20 protein-coding genes and 1 riboswitch are annotated in these 20,817 nt (G+C 66.6%); of the genes, 7 read left to right on the forward strand and 13 right to left on the reverse strand.

Annotated elements, in window-relative coordinates:
• Positions 1-44 precede the first annotated feature (44 nt).
• From AB3147_RS27035 to AB3147_RS27055, 5 genes are all read left to right on the forward strand, one after another.
• Positions 45-719 (forward strand): 5-formyltetrahydrofolate cyclo-ligase, encoded by a 675-nt coding sequence (locus tag AB3147_RS27035; RefSeq protein WP_175186170.1) that lies wholly within the window; start codon positions 45-47, stop codon positions 717-719.
• Positions 720-1,020: 301 nt separating this feature from the next.
• The gene (locus tag AB3147_RS27040; RefSeq protein WP_175136821.1) at positions 1,021-2,451 is read left to right on the forward strand and encodes a circularly permuted type 2 ATP-grasp protein; all 1,431 of its coding nucleotides are present in this window, start codon (positions 1,021-1,023) and stop codon (positions 2,449-2,451) included.
• Positions 2,452-2,453: 2 nt separating this feature from the next.
• A complete protein-coding gene (locus AB3147_RS27045) occupies positions 2,454-3,428 on the forward strand; it encodes an alpha-E domain-containing protein (protein ID WP_367353430.1) in 975 nt (324 codons plus the stop codon).
• A gap of 13 nt (positions 3,429-3,441) precedes the next feature.
• Positions 3,442-4,245, forward strand: coding sequence for a transglutaminase family protein (locus AB3147_RS27050; RefSeq protein ID WP_175136823.1), 804 nt, complete (start codon positions 3,442-3,444; stop codon positions 4,243-4,245).
• Between the two features lie 89 nt (positions 4,246-4,334).
• Positions 4,335-5,198: a proteasome-type protease gene (locus AB3147_RS27055; RefSeq protein ID WP_175136824.1), complete on the forward strand. Its 864-nt coding sequence runs from the start codon at positions 4,335-4,337 to the stop codon at positions 5,196-5,198.
• A 71-nt stretch (positions 5,199-5,269) separates the two neighbouring features.
• Here AB3147_RS27055 and AB3147_RS27060 read toward each other — a convergent pair whose 3' ends face one another.
• The 7 genes from AB3147_RS27060 to AB3147_RS27090 form a co-directional block, all read right to left on the reverse strand.
• A complete protein-coding gene (locus tag AB3147_RS27060) occupies positions 5,270-6,040 on the reverse strand; it encodes an enoyl-CoA hydratase/isomerase family protein (protein WP_128829573.1) in 771 nt (256 codons plus the stop codon).
• 10 nt (positions 6,041-6,050) lie between these two features.
• A complete protein-coding gene (locus AB3147_RS27065) occupies positions 6,051-7,190 on the reverse strand; it encodes a type 2 periplasmic-binding domain-containing protein (protein ID WP_367353431.1) in 1,140 nt (379 codons plus the stop codon).
• Entirely contained in the window at positions 7,187-8,380 is a 1,194-nt protein-coding gene (locus tag AB3147_RS27070) for a CaiB/BaiF CoA transferase family protein (protein WP_367353432.1), read from the reverse strand. Before AB3147_RS27070 ends, AB3147_RS27065 begins: the two co-directional genes overlap by 4 nt.
• Positions 8,381-8,412: 32 nt before the next feature.
• Positions 8,413-9,174, reverse strand: a complete 762-nt coding sequence (locus tag AB3147_RS27075; protein WP_175124947.1) for an SDR family NAD(P)-dependent oxidoreductase — start codon at positions 9,172-9,174, stop codon at positions 8,413-8,415.
• Positions 9,171-10,349 carry an aldose 1-epimerase family protein gene (locus AB3147_RS27080; protein ID WP_367353433.1) on the reverse strand — a complete coding sequence of 393 codons (1,179 nt, stop codon included), beginning with the start codon at positions 10,347-10,349 and terminating at the stop codon, positions 9,171-9,173. Before AB3147_RS27080 ends, AB3147_RS27075 begins: the two co-directional genes overlap by 4 nt.
• Before the next feature lie 130 nt (positions 10,350-10,479).
• On the reverse strand, positions 10,480-11,394 hold the full coding sequence (locus tag AB3147_RS27085) for a sugar phosphate isomerase/epimerase family protein (RefSeq protein WP_175124945.1): 915 nt from the start codon (positions 11,392-11,394) through the stop codon (positions 10,480-10,482).
• A 31-nt stretch (positions 11,395-11,425) separates the two neighbouring features.
• Positions 11,426-12,517 carry a Gfo/Idh/MocA family protein gene (locus tag AB3147_RS27090; RefSeq protein ID WP_367353434.1) on the reverse strand — a complete coding sequence of 364 codons (1,092 nt, stop codon included), beginning with the start codon at positions 12,515-12,517 and terminating at the stop codon, positions 11,426-11,428.
• 225 nt (positions 12,518-12,742) lie between these two features.
• On the opposite strand from AB3147_RS27090, the gene AB3147_RS27095 reads away from it, so the two are divergent.
• Positions 12,743-13,840 (forward strand): LacI family DNA-binding transcriptional regulator, encoded by a 1,098-nt coding sequence (locus tag AB3147_RS27095; RefSeq protein WP_367353435.1) that lies wholly within the window; start codon positions 12,743-12,745, stop codon positions 13,838-13,840.
• A gap of 260 nt (positions 13,841-14,100) precedes the next feature.
• Positions 14,101-15,099 (forward strand): tripartite tricarboxylate transporter substrate-binding protein, encoded by a 999-nt coding sequence (locus AB3147_RS27100; protein ID WP_367353436.1) that lies wholly within the window; start codon positions 14,101-14,103, stop codon positions 15,097-15,099.
• A gap of 125 nt (positions 15,100-15,224) precedes the next feature.
• On the opposite strand, the gene metF is transcribed toward AB3147_RS27100, so the two are convergent.
• The 6 genes from metF to AB3147_RS27130 form a co-directional block, all read right to left on the reverse strand.
• Entirely contained in the window at positions 15,225-16,067 is an 843-nt protein-coding gene (gene metF, locus AB3147_RS27105; protein ID WP_367353437.1) for a methylenetetrahydrofolate reductase [NAD(P)H], read from the reverse strand.
• A gap of 132 nt (positions 16,068-16,199) precedes the next feature.
• Positions 16,200-16,535, reverse strand: coding sequence for a phage holin family protein (locus tag AB3147_RS27110; protein WP_056327402.1), 336 nt, complete (start codon positions 16,533-16,535; stop codon positions 16,200-16,202).
• Positions 16,536-16,658: 123 nt separating this feature from the next.
• The gene (gene ahcY / locus AB3147_RS27115; protein WP_175124937.1) at positions 16,659-18,077 is read right to left on the reverse strand and encodes an adenosylhomocysteinase; all 1,419 of its coding nucleotides are present in this window, start codon (positions 18,075-18,077) and stop codon (positions 16,659-16,661) included.
• 100 nt (positions 18,078-18,177) lie between these two features.
• Positions 18,178-18,312: riboswitch (S-adenosyl-L-homocysteine riboswitch) on the reverse strand.
• Between the two features lie 61 nt (positions 18,313-18,373).
• The gene (locus AB3147_RS27120) at positions 18,374-19,420 is read right to left on the reverse strand and encodes a glycosyltransferase family 4 protein (protein WP_239213506.1); all 1,047 of its coding nucleotides are present in this window, start codon (positions 19,418-19,420) and stop codon (positions 18,374-18,376) included.
• Between the two features lie 156 nt (positions 19,421-19,576).
• Entirely contained in the window at positions 19,577-19,813 is a 237-nt protein-coding gene (locus AB3147_RS27125) for a DUF1289 domain-containing protein (protein ID WP_175124935.1), read from the reverse strand.
• Positions 19,814-19,904: 91 nt separating this feature from the next.
• Entirely contained in the window at positions 19,905-20,792 is an 888-nt protein-coding gene (locus tag AB3147_RS27130; protein WP_367353438.1) for an alpha/beta fold hydrolase, read from the reverse strand.
• Positions 20,793-20,817 lie beyond the last annotated feature (25 nt).

A 20,817-nucleotide genomic window follows, 5' to 3' on the forward strand; every position in this document is an offset into this window, starting at 1 on the left:
AGCATGTTTGCCTTCATCTTCAACCCCCCGGTTACAGCCACAGCATGACTACGCAAAATACTCAAGAGGATACCGCAGTCCAGGAGCGCACGCGATTGCGAAAATTGCGCGCCGACCTGCCGGAAGACCAGCGCAGCCGGGGCGCTTTGCTCATGCGCGCGCGCCTGTTCACATGGCTGAACGTCGCCCGCGACCAGGCCGTGCAGGCGGGCAATCCGGCCCCCACAACCGTCGCCGCGTTCTGGCCCATGGCCGACGAACCCGATCTGCGCCCCCTGCTGACGCAATGGAGCGAGGCCGGCATGACCGTCGCCCTGCCCGTGGTGCGCGAGCGCAACGCGCCGCTCGCGTTCCTGCCCTGGACACCCGAGGCCGAGCTGCGCGCCGGCCCCTACGGCATCCAGGAGCCGGTGGCCGGTCCCGAACTGCTGCCTGATGTCGTTCTGGTGCCCACCCTCGGTTACACGGAACAGGGCGACCGCCTGGGCTATGGCGGCGGCTACTACGACCGCACGCTCGCCGCCCTGCGCGAACGCGGCCACGCGTTCACCGCCATCGGCATCGCCTGGAGCTGCGGTGAGCTGGAGCCGGGATACGTCCCCGCCGCGCACGACGTCCGGCTGGACGCGGTCCTGACCCAGGACGGCTGGGTGCCGCACGCCCCGCTTGAGGAAGGCAAGACAGGCGGATCGGTCCTGCATTCGTATCGGATGAACTGACACGCCGGTCTGCGGGTGCAACCAACGCACCCGTCTGATGCGCCCCCCCTGACGCACCCGTCGGCGCACCCGGCGACGCACCAGCCTGACGCATCAGCAGCTTCGCGAGGGCGCACCAGCGTGGTGCGCCTTCCAACGCCCCCGCGCCCGCCGTGGCGCGGCCCGTCCCCCGATCTCCGCGTCGTCCGCCGTGGGGATGGCAATTCCCCCGTCCGCAGCGCATATTGACTCCGTGGCGCCCGCCTGCCGCCATACCTGGCATGCGGGTTGCTTGTAGATATGCATCTGCACCGGAGGAGCCATGATGGACAGACCCGCCCGCCCATCCGCCTATGACGAAATGCGCGACGGCGAAAACCGCATCCGCGCCCACTATCAGGCATTCGAGCGCTGGCACAACGAGCAGTCGGCCGAGGCCATGTCCGTGCGCCGGCTCGAGGCCGACCTGAGCTTTCGCCGCGTCGGCATCACGTTCTCGGTGGCGGGCGACGCCGCCGGCACCGAACGCCTCATCCCTTTCGACCTGATCCCCCGCATCATCCCCGCCGACGAATGGCGGCTCCTGGAGGCAGGCCTGAAACAGCGAGTGCGTGCGCTGAACCTGTTCATCCGCGACATCTATCACGGCCACGACATCGTGCGCGCCGGCATCGTGCCGGCCGAGCAGGTCTTCCTGAACGCGCAATACCGCCCCGAGATGCAGGACGTCGACGTGGCCGAAGACATCTACTGCCACATCGCCGGCGTGGACATCGTGCGGGCGGGCGCCGGCGAGTTCTATGTGCTGGAGGACAACCTTCGCGTGCCGTCGGGCGTGTCGTACATGCTGGAAAACCGCAAGATGTCGATGCGGCTCATGCCCGACGCCTTCGGCCGCATCAAGGTCGAACCGGTGGCCCACTACCCCGACCTGCTGCTGGACAACCTGCGCGAGGTCGCGCCGCACGGCGGCGACGACCCCACCGTGGTGGTGCTGACGCCGGGCATGTACAACTCGGCGTACTTCGAGCACGCGTTCCTGGCGCAGCAGATGGGCGTGGAACTGGTCGAAGGCCAGGACCTGTTCGTCGAACAGAACACCGTCTACATGCGCACCACGCGTGGGCCGCGCAAGGTGGACGTGATCTACCGCCGGCTGGACGACGATTTTCTGGATCCGCTGGCGTTTCGCGCCGATTCCGCGCTGGGCGTGCCGGGCCTCTTGTCGGTGTATCGCGCCGGCCGCGTCACGCTGGCCAACGCCATCGGCACCGGCATCGCCGACGACAAATCCACGTACCTGTACGTGCCCGACATGATCCGCTTCTACCTGGGCGAGGAACCCATCCTGTCGAATGTGCCCACCTGGCGCTGCGGCCGGCCGGACGAACTGTCGCACGTGCTGGCCAACATGCACGAACTGGTGGTCAAGGAAGTGCACGGCGCGGGCGGCTACGGCATGCTGGTCGGGCCGTCCGCCTCGCGCGCCGACGTGGACGCGTTCAGGGACCGCGTACGCGCCAACCCCGGCAACTACATCGCGCAGCCCACGCTGGCGCTGTCGACCACGCCGACCTACGTGGAATCGGGCGTTGCGCCGCGCCACGTGGACCTGCGTCCGTACGTGCTGTGCGGCAAGGAGATCCGCACCGTGCCGGGCGGCCTGTGCCGCGTGGCGCTGACCGAGGGCTCGCTGGTGGTCAACAGCAGCCAGGGCGGCGGCACGAAGGACACCTGGGTGCTGGAGGACTGACCATGCTGAGCCGAACCGCCGACAACCTGTTCTGGATGTGCCGCTACACCGAGCGCGCCGAAAACACCGCCCGCATGCTGGACGTGAACCTGCAGATGTCGCTGCTGCCGCAGGACACGCACACGCGCGAAGGCTCGTGGCTGGGCGTGCTGCGCATTTCCGAGCTGCAGGGCCTGTACCAAAGCAAATACGCCTCCATATCGCCGCACGACGTGCTGCAGTACATGGTGCGCGATCCGGAAAATTCGTCATCGATCTATGCCTGCATGCGCGCCGCTCGCGAAAACGCGCGCGCGGTGCGCGGCAGCCTGACGACCGAAGTCTGGGAAACCTACAACACCACCTGGCTTGAACTCCTCAAGCACCTGCACACCGGCCTGCTGGAGCGCAATCCGGGCGAGTTCTTCGAGTGGGTGAAGTTCCGCTCGCATCTGGCGCGCGGCGTCACGATCGCCACCATGCTGGAAGACGAGGCGCTGTACTTCATGCGCATCGGCATGCATCTGGAACGCGCCGACAACACCGCGCGCATGCTGGACGTGAAGTTCCATGAACGCGGCGGCGCGGGCGCGCAGGACAGCCGTGCGGAACCGGCCGGCGCGGCCGCCGTGCAAAGCGAGTTCTATCGCTGGTCGGCGCTGCTCAGCTCCGTGTCCGGCCTGGAGATCTACCGCAAGGTGTACCGTGATGTCATCACGCCCGACCGCGTGGCCGAACTGCTGATCCTGCATGGCGACATGCCGCGATCGCTGCTGGCCGCGATGCGGGCGGTGGCCGGCGACCTGGCGCGCGTCTCGAATCAGCGCTCCACGGAAACCGAGCGCCGCGCGGGCATGCTTTGTGCGGAGCTGCAGTACGGGCGCGTCGAAGACATACTGGCGAGCGGACTGCACCGCTACCTGGATCGCTTCCTGGACCGCATCAACGACCTGGGCAACCGGATCAGCCAGGACTTCCTGGTGCCGCTGTCGGCCTAACACGGGAGAGGCAATGAAGCAGATCATCACGCACGTCACGCATTACCGCTACACGGCGCCGGTCAACTACAGCATCCAGACCCTGCGCCTGACGCCGCGCGACGACGAGCATCAGCGCGTGCTGCGCTGGCACATCGAGGCCCCCGGCGAACTGGACAAGCAGGTCGACGCCTACGGCAACATCACGCATACCCTGACGCTGAACCAGCCGCACAGCGACATCGAACTGCGCGTCTCCGGCCAGGTGCTGGTGGCGCCGCTGACGCGCGGCGTGCTGGGCAGCGAAGACAGCCGCCTGCCGGTGCACGCCTATTGCGTGCCGACGCGGCTGACGCAGGCGGATGAAACGATTCTGGCCTTTGCGCGGGCAGTGTTGCCGAATGGACTGTCGACGTCGGACGACATCCTGAAACTGGCGGCGGCGATCCACGGACGCGTGGCCTACGTGCCCGGCACCACGGACGTGACGACCGCCGCCGATCAGGTGCTGGCCCTGGGCCTTGGCGTGTGCCAGGACCACGCCCACCTCTTCCTGGCCTGCGTGCGCGGCCTGGCGGTGCCGGCGCGGTACGTCAGCGGTTACCTGTACACCACCGCCGAGCATGCGGCCAGCCATGCATGGGCGGACGTCTGGCTGCCCGACGTGGGCTGGACCAGCGTGGACATCACCAACAACCAGTTCGCCTCGGAATGTCATTGCCGGCTGGCGGTGGGCCGGGACTACGACTCGGCCTCGCCCGTGCGGGGCGTGCGCACCGGCGGCGGGGAGGAATCGATGGAAATCAGCGTCCAGGTCCAGGCCGGCGCGCAGCAGTAGCCGGCAGCAATAAGCCGCCGCAGTATGCCGTTACATCCGCCCCGCCGCGCCGCAATACAATGCGAGGTGGTTTTTCCCTCTTTCCGATCATGACCTACTGCGTAGCCGCCCGCCTCGACGCCGGCCTGGTGTTTCTCTCCGACTCCCGCACCAATGCGGGCGTCGACCAGATCAGCGTCTTTCGCAAAATGACCGTTTTCGAACTGCCGGGCGAGCGCGTCATGGTCCTGATGACCTCCGGCAATCTGGCGGTCAGCCAGGCCGTGCTGAACGTGCTGACCCGTCAGCGCGAAGAAGGCGCCGACACCCTCTGGAACGCGCCCGACATGTTCGCGGCCACGCGGCTGGTGGGCGCGGCGGTGCGCGAGGTCTACCGCAGCGAGGCCGCCGCCCTGCACGAGCAGGGCGTGGATTTCAACGTCAGCATGATCTTCGGCGGCCAGATCGGCACCGAACAATGCCGCCTGTTCCAGGTGTATTCGGCGGGCAACTTCATCGAGGCCGGCCAGGAATGCCCCTATTTCCAGATCGGCGAGGCCAAGTACGGCAAGCCCATCCTGGATCGCGTGCTGCAGCCGGACACCTCGCTGGACGAGGCCGCCAAGTGCGCGCTGATCTCCATGGATTCCACGCTGCGCTCCAATATCTCGGTCGGCGTGCCACTGGACCTGCTTGTGTATAGCGCCAACTCGTTGCGCGTGACGCACTTTGCCAGCATCGACGAACACAACGAATACTTCCGCATGATCCGCGGCACCTGGGGTGAACGCCTGCGCCAGGTCTTTGCGGAAATCCCGGATCCGTCGTGGACCAATCCCGACGCCCCCGGCTCACTGGTGCCGCCGTCGCGCGTGCACCAGCCGCTGCGCATGGAGCCCGTCAACACCGCCCACGCCCCCTACGTGACGCCGCAGGTGCTGGCCGAAGAGCCGGGCAAGGACCAGCCCAACTGAGGCGGTTCGGGCGCAACACAGGGCGGGCGTCCATCCTTCAGCGGCCCTCACCGTTCAACGACTCCGACACATCAGCGCCGCTCGAACTTCGGCGCGCGCTTTTCTTCAAACGCCTTGCGGCCTTCCTTGGCGTCGGCCGTGGCAAAGCAGATCGCCTGCAGATCGCGCTCGTACTCCACGGCCTTCTCCAGCGGCATCGACAGCGCGGCGCGCAGATTGACGCGGGCCGTCTCGGCCGCGATGGGCGCGCGCGAGGCGATGGTGGCGGCGAGCGCCTGCGCGCGCTCGCGCAGTTGTTCTTGCGGCACCACCTCGCTCACCAGGCCCCAGGCCAGCGCCTGCTCGGCGCGGATGGGGTCGCCGGTCAGCACCATCAGTGCGGCGTTGCTCGGGCCGATCGCATGGACAAGCTGCGCCGTCATGCCGCCGCCGCCGATCCAGCCCAGCTTGATCTCTGGCGCGCCCAGGCGCGCGTTGTCGGCGGCGATGCGGATATCGCAGGCCAATGCCATCTCCAGGCCGCCGCCGAACGTGTAGCCGTTGATCGCGGCCACCGTGGGCTTTTTCAACATGCGCACGCAGTCGCAGTAGTCGAGCCGGTTGCGAAAATCCCAGGGCGTCGCGTAGCGGTCCAGCTCGGTGATGTCCGAGCCGGCGCAGAAGGCCTTGGGACCCGCACCGGTCAGGATCACCGCGCGCACCTGCGCGTCGGTATTGCATTGCTCCACCGCCGCAATCAGCAAATCGGCCATCTCGGGCGTCATCGCGTTCAGCTTCTCTGGGCGGTTGAGTTCGATGATGGCGACATGGCCATCGATACTGAGATTGACGAGTGCGCTCACGTCGACATCCTTATTGCGGAGTGCTTGGGGTGGCGGCCAGGCTGGCCTCGAAACGCTCGGTCAGGCCGCGCGCCAATGCATGGGACGATGCGCCGGCGGCGACGCCATCGCGCAGGAACTGCGAGGCCTCGCTCTGAAAGGCGATGTAGCCGTCGTGCCGCGGCCGGATCGAGGCCGCTTCCAGCGTGCGGGCCGTATTGGCGTAGAAGTTGCCGCTCGCCGCATTCACGTTTGCATCGGCCCAGCTGCCCCGATGGCTGGGCTGTCCGTCATGCTGCGGGATGAAGCGGCTTTGGGTCTCGGCTGCCAGCAACCACAACAGATGCGCGCGTAGCTCTGGTCCCACGATGCAGCGCCGCGATATCGCAATGCCGGTGCCGCCCAGGATCGACCCGGGCCGGCCAGCGTCGGCCTGGGGCGCGTCACGGAACGTGAGCGGCTTGGCGACGGCGGCGGTGGCGTAATTCACGTAGCCATAGACCAGCGGGCAGAGCGTGATGTCGTCGCGCGCGCTCATGTGACCAAGCAAGGCGATCGGGTTGTACGCCAGGGCGTGCGCGGGCGTGCGCCGCGCCAGCTCAGTGAGCACATCGCACGCGCCGGCGAGCGTCGCTTCGTCGTGCCAGGCGCCGTGCGGCCGCAGGTCGGTGTCGGGCGCGATGGCGGCGGCGATCGACAGCAGCGACAGAAACGGATGCGGTCCCCCCCAGCTGAGCGCGACGGAGCCGCTGCGTTGCGACAGCGTCATTACCTCATCCCATGTGCGCGGCGCGGGGCCGTCGAGCCGATCCGCGCGCGTGGCCATCACCTGCGTCGCAGCGTCCAGCGGCAGCGCCCATTGACGGTCGGCCATGCGATAGCTGTCGTACGACAGTCCGATGCTGTCGCGTGCGATCCGCGCCAGCTCGTCGGGCGCGAACACGGTGTCCAGCGGCTGCAGGCAATCGTGCGCCAGGGCTTCGCCCAGATGCGGATGATCCAGCACCACCAGGTCATAGCGGGCGCAGAGCTCGGCAATCGGCGCCGACTCGAACCCCTCGAGCGACTGCTTGTCCCAGTGCACCAGCGGCGTGTGGGCGGTCGCCGCGTGCAGCGCATTGAAGCCGCGCGGGTGATCCCAGGTCAGGCCACGATAGGGTAGCTGGCTCATTCCGAGGCTCCACGCAACACCGCGCCCGAGGCCGCATGTGCGGCGATCTCGTTGTCGCTGAAGCCAAAATCACGAAGCACTTCGTCGGTGTGCTGACCGGTGAGCGGCGCACCGCGCACCACCTGGCTCGGCGTCTTGGAGAAGCGGATCGGAAAGCCCGGCGTCTTGATCCGGCCTTCGGTCGGATGGTCGTATTCGACGAACGTGCCGTTGTGCGCGATCTGCGGATCGTCGACCAGATCGGCATAGCCATACACGGGGCTGCACCAGATGCCGGCGGCATCCAGTTTGGCGAACCAGTCGGCGGTCGAAGCCTTGGCCAGCGTATCGCGCACCAGCGCGTAGATCTCGTCGCGCTTCTCCCAACCGTCGCGTTCGGTGTACGCCGCCAGGCGCGGCTCTTCGGTCACGCGCGCCAGCACCTTCATGTCGGGCATGGCCAGCGCCAGATAGCCGTCCGTCGTCGCGAAGGTGCCATAGGGCGCGCGGATGTACACGTGGGCATGCGGCTCGGCGCTGCGCACCTGCGGCTTGTGCCCCACGGTAAACACCGAGAGCTCCTGCATCTGGATCGTGGTGATCGCATCCAGCATGTTGACCTCGACCTTCTGGCCCTCGCCGGTGCGCTCGCGGTGCAGCAGCGCGGCCAGTACGCCTTCGAAGGCGCAGTACGCGGTGACGGCGTCGACCACATACTGGCCCGCCGCACGCGGCGCTTCGCCGGCCTGGCCCGACGACAGCATCGCGCCAGACATCGCCTGCAACAGCAGATCCTGCCCGGGGCGCGTGGCATAGGGACCGTCTTCGCCGAAGCCCGACATCGATACATAAATCAGGCGCGGGTTCAGGGCCGACAGGGTCTCGTAATCCACGCCCAGGCGGCCGGCCACACCAGGCCGATAGTTCTGGATGAACACATCGGCCTGCGCCGCGAGCTTCTGGATGATCTCCTTGCCGCCGGCGCTCTTCAGATCGATCGCCAGCGAACGCTTGTTGCGGTTCAGCGAAAGAAACGACACGTTGATCTTGTTGCCCGTGATGCCGCCGGCGGGCGCGTGCCGCTGCCATTCGCCGGTGGGCGGCTCGATCTTGATCACGTCGGCGCCCAGGTCGCCCAGGCGCTGCGCCGCGAACGGCCCCGCCATGGCGATGGAGCAGTCCAGAACCTTGTAGCCAGAAAGAATGCTCATTGCTTCTACCCTTTGCGTGGCGCCGATGCGCCTCAGTGCATGACCCAGCCGCCGTCCACCGCCAGCGTCTGTCCGGAAATGAAACCCGCCTCGTCCGAGGCCAGGAACAAGATGGCCGCGGCGATGTCGCCGGCGTGCCCCCGGCGCTTGACCGATTGGCGTTCGAGCACCATCCGGTTGTAGCCCTCGGGATCGGGATGGATTTTCTCGGCGTCGGTCGGAAAGGCGCCCGGCGAAATGGCGTTGACCGTGATGCCCCACTTGCCGAACTCGCGGGCGAAGGCGCGCGTGGCCCCTACCATCGCGCCCTTGGACTGCACGTAGGGCAGCAGGTTTTCCCAACCGCCCGATAGGGTGATCGACGAGATGTTGATCACGCGGCCCCACTGCTGTTCGCGCATGCCCGGCAGTGCCGCGCGCACGATCTGCACGGCGGCCTCCACGTTGACACGGTGCACGCGCGCCAGCTCGGCATCGCTGTATTCCTCGAACGGGCGCGACGGATAGATGGCCGCGTTATTGATGACCACGTCGATCGTGCCCTCGGCCGTCAGCCGCTCAAGGTGCGATTGCAGCGCGCTGGCGTCGGCAAGGTCGGCCTGCAGGATCTGAAGCTGGCCGGCCAACTGTGCCGGCACGGTGCTGCGCAAGCGATCGATATGCCCGGCGTGGTTGTCCAGCGCAATCACACGTGCGCCCGCTTCCAGCAGCGCAATCGTGGTGTCCACGCCAAAGCCGCCCGCGGCGCCCGTGTACAGCACGCGGCGGCCTTGCAACGAGAAGCGCGCGCTCACGTGCGCCCCGCGATGGGCGTAAAGCGTCCCGACAACGGCGGATAGTCGGTCTCGGGCTGCACCGCGATTGCGCGGATACGAGCTTCGCAGGCCGCGATGTCGGCGGCCGAGCCCAGCACGCTGAACGTGGTGTCGTAGCGGCGCTCGTCGCCATGCTCGAGCCAGATGAGCTCGTTGCGCTCGCGCGCCGCGCCCTGGCCCAGCACATGGTTGGTGGAGGGCTCGATGCCCATTGCATACTGGCCGGATTGCAGGTTCTGCCATTGGTACTGGCAGGGGAATTGATGCTTGTAGGTGCTGACCTGCATGCCCAGGCCCAACGCATCGTTCACCAGGGCGACCGGCACGCTGCCGTCGGCCGCGGCCGCCATCTCGTGCTGCCACACCTGCTCATGAAAGCCCAGCTGCGGCGCCGGCATGCGGCGGTAGCCCACGCCCTGCTTGCGGTAGTCCTGCTCGTGCGCGGCCCACACCACCTCGCGGATCGGCGCCAGATAGCGCGAGTCTGCATCCAGAACCGGATAGCCCAGGTTGATGTGATAGCAGAGCATGTGCGGCGTGCGGTAGAAGCCGCGATTCACGACACGGTCCGACAGCCTGATGTCGTTGGTGCCCACCTCGATCTCGATGCGGCGGTGCAGCTCGAGATGCTCGCCGAACACGGTGCCCTGGCTCACCACGCCTTCGGCCCACAGCACGCAGCGATCGCCATCCCAGCGTTCGCCGTAACCCGTCAGCCGCGCGGGAATGGTGCCGACGCGGCCATGGATGGATTGCTTGGCCGTCTTGCGCGGGCCGTACACATAGTTGTCGGCCGGTGCGTCGTACATGAACAGGATGTGGTCCAGCCCGCAGGTGATCATGAGGCCCGAGAACGAGCGCATCCAGCCCAATCCGCCCTCGCCTTCGTAGTCATGCAGGCCGGGATGGCGAAAGCCCGACGGCGATTGCCATCCCATGGCCATACCGCGATATTCGCAGTCGGCGATGTCCATCGCCCGATCCACCAGCACCGTAAAACGCAGGCCCGTGCCGCTGCGGAACTCCAGCATGCGGATACCGCGCTCCAGCCCGTCGTCCAGCGTCATCAGGCGTACGCCGGCAAACTGCGCAAGCTGTCCGGTGCGCGCCTCTACGTCGCGGCGCGTCATCCAGGTTCCGTAAATGTCAGGCATGAGTTCTCCCTGGCGGATGCGCGGGCGCGCGTCCACCGGTGTCGGTGTTCGGAATCGTGTTCAAGAGGCGCGCCGCGGACGCTGTTCGTTGATGGCTTCGCGGCGCGCCGGTGCTGCTTGGGGCGCCGGCCTACAGACCGTTCGCGCGCAGCCGCTCGTCGAGGAATTGCTTGGCGCGCGGCACGTCGTCTTCGGTCAGGTGTTCGATGATGATGGGAATGTTGGGGTGCTTCTTGGCCAGGCGCTGCAGGTACAGGTCGTAATTGAGCGCGCCCAGGCCCGGCGCCGGCAACTCGATCTCCCCTACCCCACGGAACGTATGGCTTTCCGCCGCGCTGTCGTCACCGATGTCGCTGTGCTTTTCCGACTTGTCATCGCCCGAACGCTTCACGTCCTTGGCATGCGCGATGCAGATCTTGTCGGAGAGCGCGTCAAAAACCTGATTGAGCGTGCGGTCCATCTGGTCAATGTTGTGCGCTTCGAAGAAGTTCGTCGGGTCCATCAGAAGGCCCAGGCCCGGGTGGTCTACTTCGGCGAACATGCGCAGCGTTTCCTCGACCGATCCCACTACGTTGTTCACGTAGGTCTCCAGCAGGAACACCGCCCCATGGTCGTAGGCATGCTGCGACAGCTCGGCGATCACCGCGCGGCACTGGTCCCAGCCTTCCTCGGTCTTGTTCTTGGGGTGATGCACCCAGTCGCTTTCTGTGTCGAACGTGCCGGTTTCCGAGATCACGTAAGGCGAGCCCAACTGGCGTGCGTGCGTGAGGATCTCTTTCAGATAACCGTTGCGGCGTTGGCGCTCGGCGGGATCGGGATGCACGATGTTGGTGTAGGCCGAGATGCAGGACACCGGCAGGTTGTAGTTGCGGAAGGTGTCGCGGATCTGCGTGCATTTCTGCGCGGTCAGTTGCCCCGGGCCCAGCTCCATATCCTTGAAATGCAGGTCCAGCTGCACGGTGTTGAAGCCGTGCGAGCGGATCACCTTGGCGGTGCGCTCCAGCTCATAGGGAAAGTAGCCCGAGAAGATTCCGGTCTGGATCATGATGGTTGTCTCCGTCTGTTTTTCTGTCTGGTTATTCAACAGCCGGCAGCCGTACCGTGCGGCCTTCGGCGATGGACGTGTACGCGGCCTCGACCAGCGCCATCGTGCGTACGTTGTCGGTCACGCTCAACGCAGGCTCGGTGCCGCTGGCCAGCGCGTACTGCAACTGCTCCATCACGCCGATGAAGGCATGCGGAAACCACATCGTGTCCCACGTGGGCGTCACCCAACGCCCGTCGGTATGGCCATTGGCCGCGCGCGAGGCGTAGCTCAGGGTCGACGGCTCGCCGGTGGGCCAGCCGATGGTGCCGCGCGCGACGCCCTCGGTGCCTTCCACGCGCCAGCGGATGTGCTGGTCGTCGGGGTATCCCTCGGCCCGCGGACCCGACCACACGTCTTCGAGCGACAGCGCGAGCAGGCCGTTGCCAAAGCGCAGCGTGGTGCTCACCAGCCCATCCTGATGCGCGAACTCGGTGCGCGGATCGGGACGGGTGATGCTGGTGATCTCGGTGGGCTCGCCAAACAGATAGCGCAGGGCATCGAGGTGATGCACGCTCATGTTCGAGAGCGTCAGACGGTCGTAGCCGCGCAGGAAATCCTGCCAGTGCGGGATTGCGTGCATGTCTATCTGCGCAAACACCGGCGTGCCCAGCACGCCCTGGTCGAGCAGCTGCTTGAGCGTGCGCATCGACTGGTCGTAGCGCATGTTCTGGTTCACCGACAGGATCTTGCCGGCGGCCCGGGCCTCGTCGCGCAGGGCGCGGGCTTCATCCAGCGACAGCGCGAGGGGCTTCTGCGCCAGCACGCCGCGCACGTGCGGGGCGCGCAATGCGGCGCGGATCAGCGCGGGCTGCTGGTCGGGCGGATACGCGATGTCCACGATCTCGATCTGCGGATCCGCGATCAGGGCCAGGGGGTCGTCATGCACACACGGGATGCCATAGCGTTCAGCAACCGCGGCCGCTTTGCTGCGGGTGCGTGACGCGATCGCCGCCACGGTGAAGCCGGCCTGCTGATAGGCCGCCAGATGGCACTCGGCCATGATCATGCCGGCGCCGATGCAGCCGATGCGAAAGCGCCGTTCGCGGACGGGGGGGTCGGGCACCAAGGTAGGGTTCGACATGTGCTCCTCCTGCCGGCCTGGTATGCACTGTCGACTGCCTGGCATCCTGCCGTGCTGTGTTTGATGTATTGAGCCGCGATATTCACATCAAAACAATCAGGGGTAAAGACGGTGGGCGCTCATAGGGCCGCGGCGTTACCTTTTTGATCTCGAATGATTGCAAATGATGGCTTATGATGGCCGCGCTGCCATCGTCCTGATGGTGTATTGAGAGCCTGATACCCCATGCGCCCCACCATTTCCCTCATTGCCCGTGAAGCCGGCATGTCCACCGCCACGGTGGACCGGGTCCTGAACGACCGGGACGGCGTGCGCGGCAAGACGCGCGACCGCGTGCTAGCGATTGCCAATCGCCTGGGCTACTTCGTCCCGGGCGCCGAGGTCGCCAGTCAGGACGTGCGGGTCGATTTCGTCTTGCCCGCCGGCACCAACAGCTTCATGACCGCGCTGGGCCGGCACCTGCTCGAAGAAGCCGCCGCCCGCCCCGACGTGCAGGCCCGCCTGCATCTGATCGAGGGATTCGACGCCAACAAGCTCGCGAAAAAGCTCTACGAGCTGCGCGAGCAGACGCAGGCGGTTGGCCTGGTCGGGCTGGACCATCCTCAGGTGCGCGACGCCATCATGGCGCTGCGCGACAGCGGCGTGCACGTGAGCACCCTGGTGTCGGACATTCCGATCTCGGCGCGCCTGGGGTACGTGGGCATCGATAACCGCGCCGCAGGCCGCCTGGCCGCGCTGTTGCTGGGCCGATTTCTGCCGCAGCACACCGAACGCAAGGTCGCGGTGTTCGTGGGGTCATTGGCCTATCGCGGCCACGAAGAGCGCGAGATGGGCTTTCGCTCGCTGCTGAGCGAAGAGTTTCCGCACCTGCGCATCGCCCACACGCTCGAGATCGGCGACGACCGCGACCGCGCCTTTGCCGTCACGCAGGATCTGCTGCGCACAGACCCGCCGCACGCGATCTACAACATCGGCGCGGGCAATCAGGGCATCGCGCGGGCGCTGAAGGAGGCGCGGCCGGCCGAGGCGTGGGCGGCCGACGCGTGGCCGGACGCGGCCCGGCCGGTCGCGGCCCGGCCGAACGCGGCCCGCCCGGACAAGGCGTCCTCCGCCCCTCGCATCGTCTTCGTCGGCCACGACCTCACCGAAGCCACGCGCCGCCTGCTGCTCGATCGCACGATGGACGCCGTGATCGACCAGAATCCGCGCGTCGAGGCACGGGAGATCGTGAAGCTCCTGGTGGCGGCCGTGAAGGGCGCACCGGAACCCAGCTACCTGCCGCGGCTGCAGGTGATCTTCAGGGAAAACATTCCGGAGCCGTGATGGCCCGGCGCGGGCCCGGTCTGGAACCCGTGCGCGCGGTTCGCACCAGCCCGGGCCCAGGCAAGATCCAGCCCATCCGAGGCACTACACGCACGCTTTTTAGCGCTTCTGCCGGCAAGTCCACGTAAACCCTCCTTTCCGCGCGCCGAAGCCCGGCTTGCGAAACCGCGAATTCCCAACCTCGCCCTTGTCGCGCCACACTGCCGATGCCTGCCCGCCATGCGCGGCATCGCGGGCCAAGAGACTACAAGGAGCGAGACATGTCCCACCGATACGCGCGCGCCCTCAAGCGTGCAGCCTGGCCCATGCTGGCCCTGTCGTGCCTGGCCTTTGGCAATGCCGGCGCGCAGGGAACCTACCCGAATCACCCGATTTCGCTGGTCGTGCCGTTTGCCGCGGGCGGTCCCACCGACGTCGTGGCCCGCAGCCTGGGCGCCTCCATGGCCAAGACGCTGGGCCAGAGCATCGTCATCGAAAACCGCACCGGCGCCGGCGGCACGCTGGCCTCGCAACACGTGGCGCGCGCCGCACCCGACGGCTACACCTTCCTGATCCACCACAACGGCATGGCGACGGCTCCGGCGCTGTACCGCAAGCTGTCGTTCAATCCGCTGACCGACTTCTCGTATGTCGGCCAGGTTGCCGACGTGCCCATGACCCTGCTTGGCCGAAAGGACCTGCCGGCCGACGGCATGGCCAACTTCATCAAGTACGCCAAGGAGAACGGCAACAAGATCAACCTGGCCAACGCCGGCTTGGGCGCCGTGTCGCAGCTGTGCGGCATGCTGCTGCAGGAGTCGCTGGGCGTGCAGTTCACGACGGTCCCCTACGCGGGCACCGCGCCGGCCATGACCGCGCTGCTGGGCGGACAGGTGGACGTGCTGTGCGACCAGACAACGCAGACCATCCCGCAGATCAAGGCCGAACGCGTCAAGCTGTACGGCGTCACCACGCTGGACCGCATCAAGGCGCTCCCGGACGCCCCCACGCTGAAGGAAGGCGGCCTGAAGGACTTCGAGGTGAAGGTGTGGCACGGCGTCTATGCGCCGAAGGGCACCCCGCCCGAGGCGATCGACAAGTTCAACGCCGCGCTGCGCACCGCGCTGAAGGACCCGGCATTCACGCAGAAGATGGCCGAACTGGGCGCCGAAATCGTGCCCGAGGCCAAGCAGACGCCCGAGGGTCTGCAGACGTGGCTGAAGTCTGAAGTAGACAAGTGGGGCGGGGTGATTCGGAAGGCGGGTGTGTACGCGGATTGATGCGTGCGGGGCGCCCTACGGTGACCCGGTCTCTGGCGCGGACAGCGCGCGCCAACAAAAAAGGCCGGCGGATATCGCCGGCCTTTCTGCCTTGCACGGGCCGCGAGCCCGCTGCCTTTGAAGCTTTACACCGTAAGTTCCTTCCAGATCGCCAGCGGCGCTTCAGAACTGTTCAGCGTGTAGAAGTGCACGCCGGGCGCGCCGTTGTCCAGCAGGGTCTGGCACAGCTCGGTCACCACATCCACGCCAAACGCGCGGATGGAGGCCTTGTCGTCGCCGAATTCGGCCAGGCGCAGGCGGATCCAGCGCGGCACTTCGGCGCCGCACATTTCCGAGAACCGCAGCAGCTGCGTGTGGTTCGTGATGGGCATGATGCCCGGCACGATCGGCACGTTCACGCCCTTGGCGCGGGCGCGGTCGACGAAGTCGAAATAGGCGTCGGCGTTGAAGAAATACTGCGTGATGGCGGCATCGGCGCCGGCCTTCACCTTGGTCACGAAATGGTCCACGTCGGCCGACGGATTGGCGGCCTGGGGGTGCATTTCGGGATAGGCGGCCACTTCGATGTGGAACCAGTCGCCGGTTTCTTCGCGGATGAACGACACCAGTTCATTGGCGTAGCGCAGTTCGCCCGCGTCGCCGCCCATGCCCGACGGCAGGTCGCCGCGCAGGGCCACCACGCGCCGCACGCCCTCGTTCTTGTAGGCCTGCAGGATGTCGCGCAGATCCTGGCGCGACGCGCCCACGCACGACAAGTGCGGCGCCGCATCGCAGCCCAGATTGCGCAGCGTGCGCACCGCGTCGGCCGTGCCGGCGCGCGTGGAACCGCCCGCGCCGAACGTCACGCTGACGTACTTGGGCTGGATGGCCAGCATCTGCTTGGCCGCACGCACCAGACGCTCTTGGCCGGCCAGATCACGCGGAGGAAAGAATTCCAGACTAAAAGCAGGAGAGTTCGATTCGGACATATCAGTATTTTTATGGCGCCATGCGCCGCATTCAGCAGGTGCCCCACCCGCGGGGTGCCGCGGATCCGGCTCCGCCGGTCCGCAGGCACGCCCCTGGGGGAAGCGCGCAGCGCTCGGGGGGGCCCTCTACCTCTACGGGATCAGCTTGGTCAGGAGACCGGAAATGATGCTGTAGAGGATGGCGCCGCCCACGGCCCACCAGAACCCGTTGACCTGGAAGCCCTTGAGCACGGAGCCCACGAACCAGAACAGCAAGGCGTTGATGACGATGAGGAAGAGCCCAAGGGTAACGATCGTGATGGGCAGCGTCAGCAGCACCAGGACCGGCTTGACCAGCATGTTCACCAGACCCAGCACCAGCGCGGCGATCAGCGCCGAACCGAAACTGGCCACCGTGATGCCGGGCAGCAGGTAGGCAACGGCCAGCAAGGCCACTGCGTTCAGGATCCAGACGAGTATCAGTGTCACCATGTTCGAACTCCTGTATTGACGCTCCGCGGACCCGTCGGCGCCGGGCGGCGACGGGCGTGACCCGCAGACCGGAAAACCCGCGCCGACATGGCGCGGAATTTTCCTATTGTGCTACATCCATCAATAGCGGTAGTGGTTGGGCTTGTAGGGGCCTTCGACCGGCACGCTGATGTAGTCGGCTTGGTCCTTGCGCAGGGTCGTCAGCTTGACACCCAGCTTCTTCAGATGCAGGCGGGCGACCTTCTCGTCCAGGTGCTTGGGCAGCACGTAGACTTCGCCGGACTTGTAGGCGTCGTTGCGCGTGAACAGTTCGATCTGGGCGATCGTCTGGTTGGCGAACGAGGACGACATCACGAACGAGGGGTGGCCGGTGGCGCAGCCCAGGTTCACGAGACGGCCCTGCGCCAGCAGGATGATGCGCTTGCCGTCCGGGAAGATGACGTGGTCGACCTGCGGCTTGATCTCTTCCCACTGGCAATCGGCCAGGGCAGCGACGTCGATTTCGTTGTCGAAGTGGCCGATGTTGCAGACGATGGCCTGGTCTTTCATGGCGTTCATGTGCTCACGCGTGATCACATGGTAGTTGCCGGTGGCGGTGACGAAGATGTCGCCGTGGGCGGCGGCTTCTTCCATCGTGACGACCTTGAAGCCTTCCATGGCGGCCTGCAGGGCGCAGATCGGGTCGATTTCGGTGACCCACACTTGCGCGCGCAGCGCGACCAGCGCCTGGGCGCAGCCCTTGCCCACGTCGCCGTAGCCGGCCACAACCGCGATCTTGCCGGCGACCATGACGTCGGTGGCGCGCTTGATGCCGTCAACCAGCGATTCGCGGCAGCCGTACAGGTTGTCGAACTTGGACTTGGTGACCGAGTCGTTGACGTTGATGGCGGCAAAGGCCAGCTCGCCCTTTTGCGACATCTGGTACAGGCGATGCACGCCGGTGGTGGTTTCTTCGGTCACGCCCTTGATCAGCGCCAGGCGGGTCGAGTACCACTTGGGATCGCGCTTCAGGGTTTCCTTGATGGCGGCGAACAGGATGCGCTCTTCGTCGCTGCCCGGGTTGGCCAGGACCGAGATGTCCTTTTCAGCCTTGGTGCCCAGATGCAGCATCAACGTGGCATCGCCGCCGTCGTCGAGGATCATGTTGGCGTTCTGGCCATTGGGCCATTCGAAGATCTTGTGGGTGTACTGCCAGTACTCTTCCAGCGTCTCGCCCTTGACGGCGAAGACCGGGGTGCCGGACGCGGCGATGGCGGCGGCGGCGTGGTCCTGCGTGGAGAAGATGTTGCACGAAGCCCAGCGCACTTCGGCGCCAAGGGCCACCAGCGTTTCGATCAGCACGCCGGTCTGGATGGTCATGTGCAGGCTGCCGGCGATGCGCGCGCCCTTGAGCGGCTGCGATGCTGCGAATTCCTCGCGGATGGCCATCAGGCCGGGCATTTCGGTTTCGGCGATGGCCAGTTCGCGGCGGCCCCAGCCAGCCAGCGACATGTCGGCGACGAGGTAGTCGGAAAAGGATTTATCAGTCACAGCGTTCATGGTGTGTAGGCTCCACGTGAAATACGAACGGCGCACGAGATGGCCGGACAACGCGAATACACCACGACAGTCGAGTGCTCGCCTTTCCCGCCATACGCGACAAAGGTGAGCGCCGTTGCTGTAGCGACGCGCGGGGCGCGGCGCTTGAACAAGGATTCCTGAGCCTGGCGAGCCGGGGTCCGCATGGGTAAGACACATGGGGGACCGCAGGGTCGTCGCAACGCTCCTCAGGATTGCCGGGCATTGTACAAGGTTGGCGCGCCGCGCGGCTAGTAAATCCGCGCGGCGCGTGTGTTTCAGGTGGTGGTCGCCCAGTCGGTGGCTGCCCCGCGCGAATCGCCCTGGGTCAGCGGCACCAGTGCGTCCAGCAGGTCCGAAGCGACCGAATCCCAGCTGCGGGTCAGCGCCCGCGCGCGCACCGCGTCCCGGTGCAGCGGCAGCGCGGCCAGGCAGGCCCGCTTCAGATCGTCGTCCAGCCTGCCCGTCACGCCCTCCTCGACCACAGCAAGCGGCGCCTCGCTGCGAAAGGCCGCCACCGGCGTGCCGCAGGCCATGGCCTCCAGCATCACCAGCCCGAAGGTGTCGGTCAGGCTGGGAAATACGAACACGTCGGCCGCCGCGTAAAAGCCGGGCAGCGCACCGTCCTGCTGCATGCCCAGGAAGACCGCGTCCGGAAAACGCTTCTTCAGGCGGGCCTCGTCAGGTCCTGCGCCCACCACCACCTTGCTGCCCGGCAGATCCAGGGACAGGAAGGCATCCAGGTTCTTTTCCTTGGCCACGCGGCCCACGCTCAGCCAGACCGGCCGGGGCAGGTCCTGGAACGCCTGGCTGGCCGAGGGCTGGAACTTGCGCGGATCGACCCCGCGCGACCAGACGCGCAGATTCGTCAGGCCCCGTCGCACCAGGATGTCGCGCACCGTGGGCGTGGGTACCAGCACGCATTGCGACGGCCGGTGGAACCAGCGCAGGTAGCGCCACGGCAGCGCGGCAGGAATGCCCATGCGCGCCTGCAGGTAGTCCGGAAACATGGTGTGGAACGACGTGGTGAAGCGCCATCCCCGCCGCATCGCCATGCGCCGGGCGGCCAGACCCAGCGGCCCTTCCGTGGCGATGTGCAGCGCGTCGGGGATGGTGTCGCCCAGGATGCGGCGCAGTTGCCGACCGGGTTGCAGGCACAGCCGCAGATCGGGTTCAGAGGGCGCGGGGATGGTTCGGCTGCCCTCGGGGCTGACCACGATCAGCTCGTGGCCCCAGTCGCTGAGGATCTGCCGCATGGTCGACCAGGTGCGGACGACGCCGTTGACTTGCGGATGCCAGGCATCCGTGACGAGAACGATGCGCATGATGGAGCCGGAAGTGGGCAATGGCGCTATTCAGCCTGCGCCATGTGACAACCCCAAGACGGGGACGCAAGCGCGGCTTCGCGTCTTTAACGTGGCTTCAATGGGGATGGCGGCGCGGTCGTGCCCAGGCGCGGCGGCGCGTCAGTGCGCAGCGCGTCAGTTGTTGCGCCGCGGATACCCTTGCGACTTGATGCGGATCCAGACTTCGCGCTTTTCTTCTTCCGACATGAACACCCAGTTGGCGACTTCCATGGCGGTGCGGCCGCAGCCCCGGCAGATGTCGTCGAACAGCGTGGAGCACACCGCCACGCAGGGTGAATCCGACGCTTTGAAGGCGCGCTGGGCGTCCTCGGCGTCGGGCAATTCGGAAAGATCGGCGAAGTAACGATTCATGGGCCGAAGGTTAACACCAGGGGTGCGTCCCTTTTTGGATAGCCCTATCGCCTGCCGAGGCTTGATTGACAGGCGGTGCGCCCCCGTCCCTTCATCGCCAGCCGAAGAAATTTCTGGCTTCGGCCAGCACCGCGTCCGGCGTTTCCTCGGCCAGATAGTGCGCGCCGGGCAGCGGGCCGCCGGTCACGTCGTCGGCCACCGCGCGCCACAGGGCCAGCACATCGAAGTTTCGGCCCACGGCGCCGCGCTCGCCCCACATCGCGCGCACCGGCATGCGTAGGCGCTCGCCCGCCGCGCGGCCGGCCTTGTCGTGGTCCAGGTCGATCGTGGCGGACGCGCGGTAGTCTTCGCAAATGCCGGTTGCCCAGCCGGGTTGGCGCGCGGCGCGTACGTATTCGGCCATGGCCTCAGCCGAAAAATGCGCCAGTCCGCCCGGCCGACCGCCCATCACGGACCGCAGATAGAAGACGGGATCGTGCTCGATCATCGTTTCCGGCGCCGGCGCCGGCTGGATCAGCCAGAACCAGTGGAAATAGGCCTGCGCAAAAGCGCGCGTCGTGCCTTCATACATATCCAGCGTGGGCGCGATGTCCAGCAGCATCATGCGCGAGACGGCCTCGGGGTGGTCCAGCGCCAGTCGGTGCGCGACGCGCGCGCCGCGGTCATGCGCCAGGATCTCGAAATGGTCATGGCCCAGACCGCGCATCAGCGCCACCATGTCTGCCGCCATGGTGCGCTTCGAATGCGCGGCGTGGTCGGCACTGGCAGCGGGCTTCTCGCTGTCGCCATAGCCGCGCAGGTCGGCAGCCACGCAAGTCCGATGACGCGTCAGTTCGGGCCAGACGCGGTGCCAGATGGCGTGGGTCTGCGGATGGCCGTGCAACAGCAAGAGGGGCGGACCCGAGCCGTCGATGCGCGCGGCGATCTCCACGCCGTTGGCCCGAAAGCGCCGCACCTGCAGGTCGAAAAAGGCGGTCATCTGCGTCATCTCCTTTTGTTGTCGC

The organism is Achromobacter animicus, from assembly GCF_040775605.1.
Classification (GTDB): Bacteria; Pseudomonadota; Gammaproteobacteria; order Burkholderiales; family Burkholderiaceae_B; genus Achromobacter; species Achromobacter animicus.

Coding starts and splice junctions, on each gene's coding strand:
- AB3147_RS27035 (WP_175186170.1), top strand. CDS start 45: ATGACTACGCAAAATACTCAAGAGGATACCGCAGTCCAGGAGCGCACG.
- AB3147_RS27040 (WP_175136821.1), top strand. CDS start 1,021: ATGATGGACAGACCCGCCCGCCCATCCGCCTATGACGAAATGCGCGAC.
- AB3147_RS27045 (WP_367353430.1), top strand. CDS start 2,454: ATGCTGAGCCGAACCGCCGACAACCTGTTCTGGATGTGCCGCTACACC.
- AB3147_RS27050 (WP_175136823.1), top strand. CDS start 3,442: ATGAAGCAGATCATCACGCACGTCACGCATTACCGCTACACGGCGCCG.
- AB3147_RS27055 (WP_175136824.1), top strand. CDS start 4,335: ATGACCTACTGCGTAGCCGCCCGCCTCGACGCCGGCCTGGTGTTTCTC.
- AB3147_RS27065 (WP_367353431.1), bottom strand. CDS start 7,190: ATGAGCCAGCTACCCTATCGTGGCCTGACCTGGGATCACCCGCGCGGC.
- AB3147_RS27070 (WP_367353432.1), bottom strand. CDS start 8,380: ATGAGCATTCTTTCTGGCTACAAGGTTCTGGACTGCTCCATCGCCATG.
- AB3147_RS27080 (WP_367353433.1), bottom strand. CDS start 10,349: ATGCCTGACATTTACGGAACCTGGATGACGCGCCGCGACGTAGAGGCG.
- AB3147_RS27085 (WP_175124945.1), bottom strand. CDS start 11,394: ATGATCCAGACCGGAATCTTCTCGGGCTACTTTCCCTATGAGCTGGAG.
- AB3147_RS27090 (WP_367353434.1), bottom strand. CDS start 12,517: ATGTCGAACCCTACCTTGGTGCCCGACCCCCCCGTCCGCGAACGGCGC.
- AB3147_RS27095 (WP_367353435.1), top strand. CDS start 12,743: ATGCGCCCCACCATTTCCCTCATTGCCCGTGAAGCCGGCATGTCCACC.
- AB3147_RS27100 (WP_367353436.1), top strand. CDS start 14,101: ATGTCCCACCGATACGCGCGCGCCCTCAAGCGTGCAGCCTGGCCCATG.
- metF (WP_367353437.1), bottom strand. CDS start 16,067: ATGTCCGAATCGAACTCTCCTGCTTTTAGTCTGGAATTCTTTCCTCCG.
- ahcY (WP_175124937.1), bottom strand. CDS start 18,077: ATGAACGCTGTGACTGATAAATCCTTTTCCGACTACCTCGTCGCCGAC.
- AB3147_RS27120 (WP_239213506.1), bottom strand. CDS start 19,420: ATGCGCATCGTTCTCGTCACGGATGCCTGGCATCCGCAAGTCAACGGC.
- AB3147_RS27125 (WP_175124935.1), bottom strand. CDS start 19,813: ATGAATCGTTACTTCGCCGATCTTTCCGAATTGCCCGACGCCGAGGAC.
- AB3147_RS27130 (WP_367353438.1), bottom strand. CDS start 20,792: ATGACCGCCTTTTTCGACCTGCAGGTGCGGCGCTTTCGGGCCAACGGC.